The sequence below is a fragment of the Kitasatospora azatica KCTC 9699 genome (genome assembly GCF_000744785.1).
Taxonomy (GTDB): Bacteria; Actinomycetota; Actinomycetes; order Streptomycetales; family Streptomycetaceae; genus Kitasatospora; species Kitasatospora azatica.
The window spans coordinates 1,504,651-1,517,744 of the sequence record NZ_JQMO01000003.1 but is presented as its reverse complement, the minus strand read 5'-3'; the positions used below and the strand labels follow the sequence as shown (position 1 = coordinate 1,517,744).

At 73.1% G+C, this 13,094-nt stretch carries 14 protein-coding genes; 5 read left to right on the top strand and 9 right to left on the bottom strand.

Going from position 1 to position 13,094, the window contains the following annotated elements:
* Window position 1: 1 nt before the first annotated feature.
* On the top strand, window positions 2–769 hold the full coding sequence (locus tag BR98_RS17530) for an ABC transporter permease subunit (RefSeq protein WP_035845849.1): 768 nt from the start codon (window positions 2–4) through the stop codon (window positions 767–769).
* 15 nt (window positions 770–784) lie between these two features.
* On the opposite strand, the gene BR98_RS17525 is transcribed toward BR98_RS17530, so the two are convergent.
* A complete protein-coding gene (locus tag BR98_RS17525) occupies window positions 785–1,108 on the bottom strand; it encodes a hypothetical protein (protein ID WP_035845847.1) in 324 nt (107 codons plus the stop codon).
* Between the two features lie 249 nt (window positions 1,109–1,357).
* On the opposite strand from BR98_RS17525, the gene BR98_RS17520 reads away from it, so the two are divergent.
* A complete protein-coding gene (locus BR98_RS17520) occupies window positions 1,358–2,596 on the top strand; it encodes an LLM class flavin-dependent oxidoreductase (RefSeq protein WP_407639460.1) in 1,239 nt (412 codons plus the stop codon).
* A gap of 56 nt (window positions 2,597–2,652) precedes the next feature.
* On the opposite strand, the gene BR98_RS17515 is transcribed toward BR98_RS17520, so the two are convergent.
* Window positions 2,653–3,045 carry an SCO5389 family protein gene (locus BR98_RS17515; protein WP_035845845.1) on the bottom strand — a complete coding sequence of 131 codons (393 nt, stop codon included), beginning with the start codon at window positions 3,043–3,045 and terminating at the stop codon, window positions 2,653–2,655.
* Between the two features lie 667 nt (window positions 3,046–3,712).
* Between BR98_RS17515 and nucS the strand changes: the two genes are divergently transcribed.
* Window positions 3,713–4,372, top strand: a complete 660-nt coding sequence (gene nucS, locus BR98_RS17510) for an endonuclease NucS (protein ID WP_035845843.1) — start codon at window positions 3,713–3,715, stop codon at window positions 4,370–4,372.
* Window positions 4,373–4,610: 238 nt separating this feature from the next.
* On the opposite strand, the gene BR98_RS17505 is transcribed toward nucS, so the two are convergent.
* From BR98_RS17505 to BR98_RS17485, 5 genes are all read right to left on the bottom strand, one after another.
* The gene (locus BR98_RS17505) at window positions 4,611–6,944 is read right to left on the bottom strand and encodes an ATP-binding protein (RefSeq protein WP_157537825.1); all 2,334 of its coding nucleotides are present in this window, start codon (window positions 6,942–6,944) and stop codon (window positions 4,611–4,613) included.
* A 228-nt stretch (window positions 6,945–7,172) separates the two neighbouring features.
* Entirely contained in the window at window positions 7,173–7,562 is a 390-nt protein-coding gene (locus BR98_RS17500) for an STAS domain-containing protein (protein WP_407639533.1), read from the bottom strand.
* Window positions 7,563–7,768: 206 nt separating this feature from the next.
* Window positions 7,769–8,641: a 3-hydroxyacyl-CoA dehydrogenase family protein gene (locus BR98_RS17495; protein ID WP_035845841.1), complete on the bottom strand. Its 873-nt coding sequence runs from the start codon at window positions 8,639–8,641 to the stop codon at window positions 7,769–7,771.
* Window positions 8,642–8,772: 131 nt separating this feature from the next.
* Window positions 8,773–9,441: a response regulator gene (locus tag BR98_RS17490; RefSeq protein ID WP_035852809.1), complete on the bottom strand. Its 669-nt coding sequence runs from the start codon at window positions 9,439–9,441 to the stop codon at window positions 8,773–8,775.
* A gap of 2 nt (window positions 9,442–9,443) precedes the next feature.
* Window positions 9,444–10,643, bottom strand: coding sequence for a sensor histidine kinase (locus BR98_RS17485; protein ID WP_035845839.1), 1,200 nt, complete (start codon window positions 10,641–10,643; stop codon window positions 9,444–9,446).
* 132 nt (window positions 10,644–10,775) lie between these two features.
* On the opposite strand from BR98_RS17485, the gene BR98_RS17480 reads away from it, so the two are divergent.
* Together BR98_RS17480 and BR98_RS17475 are read left to right on the top strand one after the other, a co-directional pair.
* Window positions 10,776–11,336 carry a hypothetical protein gene (locus tag BR98_RS17480; RefSeq protein ID WP_035845838.1) on the top strand — a complete coding sequence of 187 codons (561 nt, stop codon included), beginning with the start codon at window positions 10,776–10,778 and terminating at the stop codon, window positions 11,334–11,336.
* Window positions 11,337–11,341: 5 nt separating this feature from the next.
* Complete coding sequence (locus BR98_RS17475; RefSeq protein ID WP_035845837.1) at window positions 11,342–11,842, top strand: DUF6328 family protein; 501 nt, start codon at window positions 11,342–11,344, stop codon at window positions 11,840–11,842.
* Between the two features lie 10 nt (window positions 11,843–11,852).
* Here BR98_RS17475 and BR98_RS17470 read toward each other — a convergent pair whose 3' ends face one another.
* Together BR98_RS17470 and BR98_RS17465 are read right to left on the bottom strand one after the other, a co-directional pair.
* Window positions 11,853–12,425, bottom strand: a complete 573-nt coding sequence (locus tag BR98_RS17470) for a cob(I)yrinic acid a,c-diamide adenosyltransferase (protein WP_035845835.1) — start codon at window positions 12,423–12,425, stop codon at window positions 11,853–11,855.
* A 9-nt stretch (window positions 12,426–12,434) separates the two neighbouring features.
* Window positions 12,435–13,055, bottom strand: coding sequence for a Uma2 family endonuclease (locus BR98_RS17465; RefSeq protein WP_035852807.1), 621 nt, complete (start codon window positions 13,053–13,055; stop codon window positions 12,435–12,437).
* Window positions 13,056–13,094 lie beyond the last annotated feature (39 nt).

Sequence of the window (13,094 nt, the reverse complement as noted above, 5' to 3'; positions counted from 1 at the left end):
GATGGCCTCCTTCCCCGCGATCCTGCAGTCCGAGTGGACCAAGATCCGCACCGTCCGCTCCACCATCTGGACCCTGCTGCTGGCCTTCCTGGTGACGGCCGCGCTGGGCGCGCTGATCTCGCTGCTCACCAAGAACAACTTCGCCGACTTCACCAAGGACTCGAAGACCCCGTTCGACGCCACCGCGACCAGCTTCGCCGGCATCGTGCTCGGCGAGATCGCGATGATCGTCTTCGGCGTGCTGGCCATCGGCAACGAGTACAGCAGCGGGATGATCCGGGTCTCGCTGGCCGCCGTGCCGCAGCGCGGCACCCTGCTGACCGGCAAGTCGGTGGTGATCGGCGTGCTGGCGCTGCTGGTCTCGCTGCTGACCGCCTTCGTCACCTTCTTCCTCGGGCAGGCGCTGCTCGGCGGGCACCACACCACCCTGGGCTCACCGCACGTGCTGCGCGCGGTCTTCGGTGCGGCGGTCTACCTGACCCTGCTCTGCCTCTTCTCGGCCGGAGTGACCGCGATGCTGCACAACCAGACACTGGCGCTGGGCGTGCTGGTCCCGTTCTTCTTCCTGCTCTCGCCGATCCTCTCGGCGGTGCCCAAGGTCAAGAACGTCGCGCACTACTTCCCCGACTACGCGGGACGCCAGATGCTGATGGTCTTCCAGGAGCCGAGCGCGCCCTACGGCTGGCTGGCCGGATTCTTCATCTGCGGCGGCTGGACCCTGCTGGCGCTGCTGGGCGGCGCCGCGGTGCTGAAGAAGCGCGACGCCTGACGCGTCAGTACTGCGTCAGTACTTGGGAGCGCCGCGGCCGCGCTGGACCGCCGAGCCGCGGCGCTCCCTGGCGCCCCAACAGGCCCGGTGCCAGTGCCGGCGGTCCTCCACCCCGGCGCCGTGGTCCGGCCAGGCCACCACATGGCCCATCCCGGGCGGGATCTCCTGGTCGCAGCCCGGGCAGCGGTAGAACCGGCCCGCCGTCCCGGCCACCGTCTGCACCACCCAGTCCTCGCCCCGGTAGCTCTCCACCCGACGCAGCGAGCCGCCCAGCGGGGCCGCGGCAGGCTCCGCGCTGCGGTCGGCGGAGCTGCTGATGCGGTTGCGACGGGGAGACACGGGGCTTCACCTTCCGGCGGGGACGCGACGCGGTACACCGTTCAGGTTACGGGCCGCCTACCGAGACCCCTATCACGCGCCCGGGCTCCCGCAGGGCGTTTTCGGGAATATCCACCCGTTCTTCGGCGAAATCGGCTGTTCTAGGTGCCAATGGCACATGACATGAGTTACTCACGTGAGGACAGTTACTCACATGGGGACAGAGTGGGACTCCCAAACCGCCCGCTCGCACCCGAGGAGGGCAATCCCGTGACCCAGACCCGCGCCGATCTTCCCCCGCTGGCTGCTCCCGACCTCCCCCCGGTCACCGCACCGGAGCGCGGCGGCTGCCATCCAGCGGCCCAGGACACCGTCCGGGTCGGTGCCTTCCTGCTCTCCGCCCAGTTCCCCGGCCAGACCCACGCCCAGGCACTGGACCGGACGGTGGCCGCCACCGTCGCGGCCGAGCGGGCCGGACTGGACGCCGTCTGGCTGGCCGAGCACCACTTCGTGCCGTACGGGGTCTGCCCGAACGCGGCCACCCTGGCGGCGCTGCTGCTCGGCCGGACCCGGCGGATCCAACTCGGCACGGCGGTCAGCGTGCTCTCCACCAGTCACCCGGTGGCCCTCGGCGAACAGGCCGCGCTGCTCCACCTGACCTCCGGCGGCCGGTTCACCCTCGGCGTCGGGCGCGGCGGGCCGTGGATCGACCTGGCGGTCTTCGGCAGCGGCGTGGCCGCCTACGAGGAGGGCTTCGCCGAACGGTTGGACCTGCTGCTCAGCTGGCTGCGCGGCTCCCGAGTCCGGGCGGACGGACCGCAGTTCAGCTTCCCCGAGGTCGCGGTGGTGCCCCGGGCCGTGGAGCCGGCCCGGCTCAGCGGCAACGAACTCGCCAACTGGCTGGGCCTGACGCCCGGGCCCGCGCTGCGCTTCCCGCGCCAGCGCACCGAGACCGGCCCCTCGACCGAGACGGGCACCGCCGGCGGGCCGCCGGTGGTGGTCGCCTGCACCTCGCCCGGCAGCGTCAAACTGGCCGCCGAGCGCGGCCTGCCGATGCTCCTCGGCATGCACTCCGGCGATGACGACAAGCTCGCCATGCTGACCGCCTACCGCACCGCCTGGCGGGCTGCCGGACGCGGCGAGGAGCAGCTCGCCCGGGTGGAGCGCGAGCACGTGGCCGCCGGGGTGGCTCAGGTGGCCGACCGCTCCCCCGCCGCCCGGGCCACCCTGCTGCAGGCGATGCCGGGCTGGTTCGAGTACGGGCTCGGCGCGCACCGCACGGTGGACGGCCGCGAGCGGCGGATGCGCGACCCGTACGCCTACACCGAGCTGCTCTGCGACCTGCACGCGGTGGGCACGCCCCGGCAGTGCGCGGACCGGCTGCTGGCCACCGTCGAGCGGACCGGGATCCGGCGGTTCGCCCTGCTCGCCGAGGGTTCGGGCGACCAGGAGGCCACCCTGCACAACATCGCCCGACTGGGGGCCGAGGTCCTGCCCCAGCTGAGTTGACTGCGCGTCAGAGGGGGGGGTGGCGCGCAGTGGCGCGCCACCCCCCCTCTGACGGATCAACAGTCGCGCAGGCCCGGCGACTGGTTCAGCAGCTGGGCCCGGACCGAAGTGAAGCGCCGGTGGCGCTCCTCGGCCTCGGCGGACGGCCCGAAGACCGCCACCCGGTGGCAGTTCTGGAAGGCCAGCTGCACCCCGAAGTGCCGCTGCAGGGCGCCGCGGATGGCGTCACTCGCCATCGCGCGCAGCAGCTGGCCACGCGCCTGCTCGCTCGGCGGCGGGACTTGGTTGTCCGCGAAGCCGGTGCCGTCGACCTCCATCTGGGCGACGAGCGAGCTGATCAGGTCCCAGGCGTAGGGCAGGGACGTACGGACGCAGTCGACGAACTCCCGCTCGTCGACCTCGCCTCGCTCGGCCTTCTCCAGAAGAGCCGGTGAGACGTCGAGCGACATGGGTTCTCCTCTCGCGGTCCACCGCGCGCACCTCGCGCGGGTGGCGGTGCTTGGTGCGTCGTGCTTGGTGCGTCGTGCTTGGTGCGTCGTGCTTGGTGCGTCGTGCTTGGTGCGTCGTGCTTGGTGCGGGTGGTGCCGTGCCGTGCTCAGTCGGTTGGCCCCGCTCAGGGGCGTGCCGGTCGGACCCGGCTGGGGCGGACGCGGCTCTGCCAGGTTGGCAGGCTAGACGTGGCAGATCTGGCGAATGCCACTATTTCCGTCGAAAACGCCGCCGGCGTGGCCAGAATGGCCGGAATCAGCCCAGAGGCAGTACATCTCCACACACTCCATCCCCGTTTGGCTACGCGGGCGTTCGAAGGCGTCACCCAACGTAGCGGTCCGTGCGCGCAGGCGCCAGACTTCGGGAGCGACCGGCTCCCGGGTTCCCATGGTTCGCCCCCTTCTACTCCCCGGTACACCCTCTGGACCGACTCGCTTCAATTGGCTCTGCCGTGGTCGGCCGCCCGACCGCACGTTCAAGCGCGGAGCTGCCACGGGGCCGGGTATCGCGTCCGCAGTCGAACGACTGCGCGGCGTATTGACGTACGCACGGTTTCTGTTCAGTCACTTGTCGTGACCCCGCCCAGATGGGCCGGGGTGGGGTGCCGGAGCGCCTAGGCTTGCGCCCATGCGTCTTGTCATCGCCCGTTGCTCTGTCGACTACGCCGGTCGGCTCTCCGCCCACCTGCCCTCCGCCACCAGGCTGATCCTGGTCAAGGCCGACGGGAGCGTGAGCATCCACGCCGACGACCGCGCCTACAAGCCGCTCAACTGGATGTCGCCGCCGTGCACCCTCAAGGAGGCCGACGGCTCGTGGACGGTCGAGAACAAAGCCGGCGAGAAGCTGATCATCACTTTGGAAGAAGTGCTGCACGACTCCTCGCACGAGCTGGGCGTCGACCCCGGGCTGATCAAGGACGGCGTCGAGGCGCACCTGCAGGAGCTGCTGGCCGACCGGATGGAGGTGCTCGGCGCCGGCTGGTCGCTGGTCCGCCGCGAATACCCCACCGCGATCGGCCCGGTCGACATCCTCTGCCGCGACGCGGCGGGTGGCACGGTCGCCGTGGAGATCAAGCGCCGCGGCGAGATCGACGGCGTCGAGCAGCTCACCCGCTACCTGGAGCTCCTCAACCGCGACCCGCTGCTCGCCCCGGTCAAGGGCATCTTCGCCGCCCAGGAGATCAAGCCCCAGGCCCGCGTGCTGGCCAACGACCGCGGCATCGACTGCGTGGTACTGGACTACGACGAGCTGCGCGGGATCGACGACGACAAGCTGAAGCTCTTCTGACGCAGCGTCAGCCACCCTGCGCGCCCCTCAGCGGGGCCGCCCGCCCCGGACCGCCGCCGCTCGGCCGCGCCTCAGCAGGGCCGGCCGCCCCGCTCGCTGCGCGGGCCCCGCGCCACCCCCGGACCGGGTTCCCAAGGCCGGCGCACACGCAAAAGCCGCGCGTCTGAGGGGCGGGTGGGGGGAAGTCGGCAGAGCCGGCCTCCCCCCACCCGCCCCTCAGACGTGACGGTGACTCAGATCACGGGCTGGTGGGTGGCGACGCGGTGTTCGTCGCGGTCGCCGAAGCGGTGGCCGTGGGGGTCGGCGTGGGCGGGCTGCTCGGCGGGGTCGACGGCGGCGTGCTGCTCGGCGGCGGAGGCGTCTTCGTAGGCGACGCGCTCGTGGTCGTCGGCGCCGGCGCGCTCGTCGTCGTCGGGGCCGGCTGCGTCGGCGGCTGCGTCGTTCCCGGGTCCCCCGGGCGCGTCGCCGTACCGGACGGGGAGCCGCTGCGCCCGTGGGTCGGGCCGGCGCTCGCACTCGCGCTGTCCGTGCCGGTGGCCGTGGCGCTGCCCGAGGCGGTGGCCGATGCCGAGTCGGAGGCGCTGCCCGAGGCCGTGGCGGAGGCCGTCCCCGACGCACTGCCGGTCGCGGTGGCCGAGGCCGCCCCGGTCCCGCCGGTCAGCACCGTGCCCGACACCCCGTTGTCGCCGCCGGTCCCGCCGGTCCCACCGCTGCCGGCGGAGCCGGAGCCCAGCACGCCGACGGCTGTGCCCACCACGGCCAGCGCCACCAGTCCGCCGGCGGCCAGCAGCACGTTCCGGCGCGACCAGCCGCGCAGCATGGTGGCCGAGTTCCAGGAGCGCTGGGCCAGCACCCGGATCACCGGGCGGCGGATCACCTGGGTCTGGTCCTCCGCCACCACGGGTGTCCGCTCGGCCTCCTGAAGGAGCGTCAGCAGCCGCCGCGAGGCGAGCACGGCGCGCGAGTCGCCGGCGGCACCGCGCAGCGCGCTGGCGGCCTCCAGGGCCGTCCTGGCCCGCTGCGGGACGTCGAGGCAGAGCCAGTAGACGCCGGACTCGTGCAGGAACCAGGCCTCGTCCCGGGGGCTGCCGGCCTCCCGGGCCACCGCGGCGCCGAGGTCGAGCACCTGCCGCCAGGCGCCCCAGCGCAGGGTCAGGGCGAGCGCGGGGGCGGCCGCCCGGGCCAGGCTCAGCACCGCGGCGGTCCGGCCGGCCGCCCGGTCGGCCTGCAGCGCACCGAGCACCACCTCGGCCTCGGCGGCGATCTGCGCGCTGCTCACCGAGCCGTGGCCGACCCACCAGGAGAAGTGCTGGGCCGCGCCCTCGGTGCGGGCCCGGTCGATTCCCCAGACCGGCGCCAGCGCCTCCACCACCCCTGAGGTCAGCCGGTGGTGGCCACCGATCGACTGGGCGAGGCCGCACTCCACCAGCTCGCGCAGCGCGCTCTCGCCGTGGTCCACGTCGATCAGCGCGGGCAGGTGCGGCGCGGTCGGGCACTCGCCGCCGAACGCCACGGCGAGCCGCAGCACCTCCTGCGCCTCCTCGCTGAGGCCGTCCACCAGCAGCAGCGCGGGCGCCGCGGCCTCGGCGACCGAGGGCAGCGGCACGGTCTCGCGCAGTTCGGCCTCGTGGACGGCGGGGTCCGCGTACTCCTCCTCCGGCCGGTCGCCGACCGGCCCGCCGAAGACACTGCGCCGGTCCTCCTCGGCGGCCAGCAGCGCGTCCACCTCGGTGTCGCGCCGCCGCAGCAGCGCCGCGGCCTGGACGAAGCGCAGCGGCAGGCCCTGCGACTCGAACCAGAGGTCGACCGCCCAGGCCCGTTCGGTCTCGTCCAGCGCGCGGCCGGCCAGCCGGGCGGTGAGCGCCAGGCAGGCGGTCCTGGACAGGCCGCCGACGGCGTGGTCCTCCAGCCGGGAGCCGACCGGCAGCGCGCCGCCGGAGCCGGGCGCGGCGGATATCAGGAAGGCGCACTCGGGGGCGGTGGCCAGCAGCTGCTCCAGTTCGGCGCCGTCCGGGACCACCTCGTCGATCACCACCACGGCGCCCACCTGGGCGAGCAGTTCGGGCAGTTCGGTCGCGCCCGGGCGGTACTCGGGGGCCTGGTAGGTGGCGGCGAACAGGTCCTGCAGCAGGTCCTCGGCGGTCCGCCGGTGCCCGCACAGCTGGATCACGCCGTGCGGGGCGAGTTCGCCCGCGGCCTCGGCGACGGCTGCGAGCAGCGCACTGCGGCCCGAACCCGCCTCGCCGGTCAGCCGGATCGAGCGGCCCTCGGCGAGCATGCCGAGCAGCTGGGCGACCTCGGCCTCGCGGTCCAGCAGCGGCAGGTCGGCCAGCCCGGCGCCGAGCGCGAGCGGGCCGACGGCCGGACTGGGTCCGGGGCCGACGGCGGGTCGGCCGCCGGACCGGTTGTCACCGTCGAGCCGCCGACGCAGGACCGGACGGCGGTCGGGCGGGCACGGCTGGACGTCGGAGCCGTCCACTCCGGAGACGGTCACCAAGTACCGCCCTGCGACCAGGTCGCCCGCTCGCACGCGCAGGTTCTCCTGCCCGAATTCACCGGATGGCTGTGCCACGATGCGCTCCGCCTGTGCTCCGCCGGGCGGCTGCCGGCCGCCGGCCGCCTTGAGGGACCGAGCCGTAGGACGCGTCCGATGCGTCCGACGGGCGACGGACCTTCACCTCGCCCGGGCGGCGCCGCCACAGCCGGGCCGCGCGGGTGGAACGGTCCTGTCGAGCGCAGACTCTCGCACACTCACCACCGACTGTGCAGCGCCGGTCCCCCAACTGGGGCCGACCGCGACTCAGAGCGTCGGCGCGATCACCGAGGGCAGCGCTCCGGCCCCCGGAACGCCGGCCAGGCCGGGCAGGGTGGCGCCGAGCGGATCGGCCACCGCGCCCTCGACCGCGAGGATCCGGTGCAGCCGGGTGGCCACCAGCAGCCGCTGCAGCTGCGGCGGGACGGAGCGCAGCACCAGCCGGCGGCCGAGCCGGCCGGCCCGCCGGTGGGTGCCCATGATCACGCCGAGCCCGGTGGCGTCCCAGGACTCCAGGCCGCCGAGGTCCAGCACCAGGTCGCCGGCGCCGTGGTCGACGGCCCGGTGCAGCCGGGCCCGGGCGTCGGCGGCGCTGCGCACGTCCAGACCGCCCTCCAGGCCGAGGACAGCCTGGCCGCAGGCTTCCGGGTACTCCACGATGCGCACGCTGTCCTCCTTCAGCATTGAGGCCCCCACCATCTGACGCCGGACCAGCGGTCCAGGTTGCTGGTCCCCGCCCGATCTGAAGCAACTTCACTCGTCCGAGGGAATATACGCAGTGGTGCCCGGCACTCACGCTCGATTGCGGTGCAAATCACCCATCCGAGCCACCCCTCGTGAGCAAACTCACGAGCTGCCGGGGCTCAGCCCTGGTAGCCGTAGAAGCCCTGGCCGCTCTTGCGACCGAGGTCTCCGGCGGTGACCATCCGGGCCATGATCTCCGGGGCGGCGAACTTCTCGTCCTGGGTCTCGGCGTAGATGTTGCGGGCGGCGTGCAGCAGGATGTCCACACCGGTCAGGTCGGCGGTCTGCAGCGGGCCCATCGGGTGGCCGAAGCCGAGCCGGCAGGCGGTGTCGATGTCCTCGGCGGTGGCCACGCCCGACTCGTAGAGCTTGGCGGCCTCCACCACCAGGGCGGTGATCAGGCGGGTGGTGATGAAGCCGGCCACGTCCCGGTTGACCACGACCACCTCCTTGCCCACCCCCTCGGCGAAGCCGCGGGCGGTGGCCAACGTGGCGTCGCTGGTCTTGTAGCCGCGGACCAGCTCGACCAGGCGCATCAGCGGGACCGGCGAGAAGAAGTGCACGCCGACCACGGACTCCGGCCGCTCGGTGACCGCCGCGATCCGGGTGATCGGGATGGCCGAGGTGTTGCTGCCCAGCACCGCCCCGTCCTTGGCGATCTTGTCGAGCTCGCGGAAGACCGCCTCCTTGACCTCCAGCTGCTCGAAGACCGCCTCGATCACGATGTCGGCCTCGCCCACCGCACCGAGGTCGGTGGTGGTGGTGATCCGCCCGAGCGCGGCCGCGGCCTCCTCCTCGGTCAGCTTGCCCTTGCTGACGAACTTGGCGTACGAGGCCTCGATGCCGTCCAACCCGCGGCGCAGCGCCTGCTCGGTGACGTCCCGCAGCACCACCGGGTGCCCGGCCTGCGCGGACACCTGCGCGATGCCCGCGCCCATGAGTCCGGCGCCGATCACGGCGATCTGCTGACGCTGCGTGGAAACACTGCTCATGGCTGGCTCTCCCGAAATCCCGTCCAGGCGCGCCCCAGGACAGGGATCACCCCCCGGGAGCCGCGCTGCTCACGGCTCGGACTGTAGTGCCCCGGGCGGGGTGATGAAACGACTCCCGGGTGTGATCTGCGTCAGCGCGGCGGCTGGGCGGCTCCGCCGGCCGCGGGCGGGGTGAGGCCCAAGTCCTGGGCCAGGATCGCGGCCTGGACCCGGCTGCGCAGGTCGAGCTTGGCCAGGATCCGACTCACATGGGTCTTGGTGGTGGCCTCGGCCATCTCGAGCCGGCGGGCGATCTGGCCGTTGGACAGGCCCGCGCCGATCGCGGCCAGCACCTCGCGCTCGCGCTCGGTGAGGGCGGCCAGCGCGGTGTGGTCGGCAGCCGGTCGGCCGGCGAAGGAGCTGATCAGGCGTCGGGTGACCGAGGGCGCCAGCATGCCGTCGCCCCGGGCCACCGTGCGGATGCCCTCGATCAGGCTGTCCGCCTCCACGTCCTTGAGCAGGAAGCCGGCCGCGCCGGCCCGCAGCGCGCCGTGCACGTACTCGTCCAGGTCGAAGGTGGTCAGCATCAGCACCTGAGCGGCGCCGGCCGCGACGATCTGCCGGGTGGCCGCGACGCCGTCCAGCCGAGGCATCTGAACGTCCATCAGCACCACGTCCGGGCGCAGCTCCAGGGCCCGGCTGACGGCCTGTTCGCCGTCGGCTGCCTCGCCGACCACCTCGATCCCGGGCTCGCTGCGCAGGATCATCACCAGCGCGGCCCGGACCGCCGCCTGATCCTCCGCCACCAGCACCCTGATCACCGTCATGTGTCCTCCCCAGGCCCGACCGCCGGCACCAGTGGCAGTATCGCCCGCACGCACCACTGGTCCCCGCACGGCCCGGCCCGGAAGCTGCCGCCGAGCAGCTGGGCCCGCTCCCCCATGCCGACCAGACCGGCCCGGGCGCCGGGCAATCGCTGTCCGGCGCCCGCCCGGTACGGGCTGTCCACCGCGATCTCCACCCGCTCGGGGCGGTGCAGCAGCCGTAGCCGCACGGTGCCGCTCGAGGCGTGCTTGAGCGCGTTGGTCAGCGACTCCTGGACGATCCGGTAGGCGGCCAGCTCCACCGGGGCCGGCAGCTCGGTGCGCTCGCCGCACTGCTCGGCCTCGAAGCTCAGCCCGGCGGCCCGGCCGGCCTCCCGGGCCTTGGCCAGCAGCGCGTCCAAGGCCTCCAGCCTGGGCGCCTGGTAACTGTCCTGCTGCTCCCCGCCGTCCCGCAGCAGACCGATCATGCGGCGCATCTCGGCCAGCCCCTGCACGCTGTTCTCCCGGATCACCGCGAGGGTGCTGAGCAGCGGGTCCTCGGTCGGGCGCTGCTGACGGCGGGCCAGCGACTGCGCGCCGGTGGCGTGGATCGCGATCGCGGACAGGTGGTTGGCCACCACGTCGTGCAGCTCGCGGGCCATCCGGGCCCGCTCGGCGACCACCGCGCCGCGCCGGTCGAGTTCGGCCAGCAGCGCGGTCTGCTCGGCCCGCAGGCGCTCGGCGTCGGCCCGGTCGCGGTGCTTGCGCACGACGTCGGCGGTCCACACCGGCGCCAGCAGGACCAGCGCCACGAAGACCGCCACCAGCAGCGCCCCGCCGACCGTGCCGTACAGCGCGGCCAGGCCGGTCAGTACCAGGGTCGAGGCCGCCCCGCACAGCCGCTGCACCACCGACATCCGGGGCGGCCCGTAGAGTGCGCCGGCATAGAGCAGGTCGGTGTACATGATCACGGTGGCCAGCAGGCTGCCGGCGAACACGGCCGCGGTGAAGACCAGGCCGCCCACGCAGACCGTCCACCCCGGGTGGGTCCGCCGCAGCGGCTCCAGGCCGGCCATCGCCACCAGCAGCAGGACCGTCAGCCAGACCGGCACGCCGTGGTAGTCGTACGCGCGGAAGGCGACCAGCAGCAGGCCGCCGATCAGCCCGCCCGCGGCGATCGCGAGGTCCTCCTGACGGGGGGAGAGCTGCGCCTTGATCACCCCTCCATCTCACCATCCGAGGCGGCGGCCGCGCTGTACATCGAAGGTTGCAGCCCTGGTTCGGCCTCAGCGACGAGGTGCCGGCCGACCGGAGTGGCCAGGCTGGGAGGTGACGTGGAGAGGAGCCGTCCCGTGCTCGTGAGCCTGATCGTCGCCGGCGAGATCGCGTTCTGGCTGCTGATCGCCGCCGGCCTCGCGCTGCGGTATCCGGCGCGCCGGCCCCGAGCCGGCGCCGCGGTGCTGCTGGCGGTGCCGCTGGTCGACCTGGTGGTGCTCGGCGCCACCGTGCTCGACCTGCGCCACGGAGCCACCGCCAACGCCTCGCACGGCCTGGCGGCCCTGTACGTCGGCTTCGCCCTCCCCTACGGGCCCTACCTGGTGCGCTGGGCGGACGGCCATGCCGCGCACCGCTTCACGGGGGCACCGCGCCCGCACCCCGGCTACGGCGCGCGGCGCGCCCGGCACGAGTGGCGGATGCTGGCCCGCACGCTGCTCGCGGCCGGGATCAGCGCGCTGCTCCTCGCCGCGATGATCGCACTCACCGGCGACCCGGCCCGCACCCAGGCGCTGACCGGCTGGTACCGCACGCTCGCCGTGATCGCCGGTGTCAACCTGGTGGTCGCGGCCAGCTACACGGTTTTCCCGAAGCAGCCGCCGAGGCAGCCTCAGGGCCGGTCCGGCCGGGCAGAATGAGCGCCATGGTCAACGAGCCGGACCCCGAACCGCAACCGCTGCGCCGCGAGACGCCCGAGGAGCGCGCGGACCGCAACCTGGTCGAGCTCCTGCAGGAGCTGCGGGTGATCCAGACCGGCGTGCAGATCGTCTTCGCGTTCCTGCTCGGTCTGGCGTTCACCAGCCGCTTCCCGGAACTGGACGACTTCCAGCGCGACGTCTACATCATCACCCTGCTGCTCACCGTGCTGGCCTCGGCGGTGCTCGCCACTCCCGTCGCGATCCACCGGGCGCTCTTCCACCGCGGCTTCAAGCGGCGGATCGTCCGGGCCTCCTCGCGGCTCGCGGTGCTGGGCCTGGTGATCCTGGCGGTCGCACTGAACGGCGCCGTGCTGCTGGTGACCGACGTGGTGCTCGGGCACACCGCCGCGGTCGGCGTCACGGCGGTCACCTCGCTGGTCTTCGCGGGCCTGTGGTTCCTGCTGCCGTGGACCCTGCGACCGGACCGCGCGGGAGACGGCGGCTAGCGGACGGGGACTAGCGGTTCTCGCCCGGCACCCAGAGCACGTCGCCGCGCTCCTTGTTGGCCACCCGGGCCAGGATGAAGAGCAGGTCGGAGAGCCGGTTGAGGTACTTGGCGGCCAGCGGGTTGACGCTCTCGCCGTGCTCCTCGATCGCCGCCCAGGTGGCCCGCTCGGCCCGGCGCACCACCGTGCAGGCCAGGTGCAGGTACGCGGCGCCGGGGGTGCCACCCGGCAGGATGAAGCTGCGCAGCTTCTCCAACTGCTCCAGGTACAGGTCGCACTGGCCCTCGAGCCAGTCGATGTACCCCTGCTCGACCCGCAGCGGCGGGTACTTCGGGTTCTCCACGACGGGCGTCGCCAGGTCCGCGCCCACGTCGAAGAGGTCGTTCTGAATCCGCGTCAGCGCCGCCACCAGGTCCTCGGACAGCGCGCCGGCCGCGATCGCCACGCCCAGCGCGGCATTGGCCTCGTTGGCGTCCGCGTAGGCGATCAGCCGCGGATCGGTCTTGGTGGTGCGGCTCATGTCACCGAGCGCGGTACTGCCGTCGTCGCCGGTGCGGGTGTAGATGCGCGTCAGGTTGACCATGCGGGCAGCCTACTCAGACTTGCGCGGCTCGCCGGTGACTGTGGTGTCGATCACGAAGCCCTTGGCGGGGCCTTCGGGGACGGTGACGGGGGTGCCGTAGGGCACCCGGTGCTCCGCCTCGTAGGTTGCCTTCTTCGGGTTCGGCTTCGTGAGAACGGTGACGTGGCCCTCACCGTCGTAGTCATCGATGATCACGTAGACGGGGACGCCGGCCCGCGCATAGGCGCGGCGCTTGCGCACCCGGTCACGCTGCCGGTCGTCATATCCCGGGGAGACCACTTCCGCCACCAAGTGCACTCGGGCGGCGTCGACACCCAAATCGTCGGCAGCCGAGATGTCATCCAGGTCCAGGGGCGCAATGAGGACGTCCGGGGTGGAGACCTTGTAACCGTGCAGGGCATTGAGGGCCTGATAAGCGGCGAGCCCGCTGTCGGACAAGTAGGCATCCAGCGCGCGGCGGAGCGCATTGGCGGCTTTCCCGTGGCTGAGTCGGCCAGCGGGTGACACCTCGATGAACCCCTCGATGATCTCGGCGCGATAGCCCTCGGGGAGTTCCAGCGCGAGCCACGCGTGCCACAGGACCTCGTCCAGGCCCAGAACGAGATCCGGCTCAGCCGCCATAGCGGTCATCGAGAACACACCTCCTCCGTACAGTCCGGGCGGACAGCA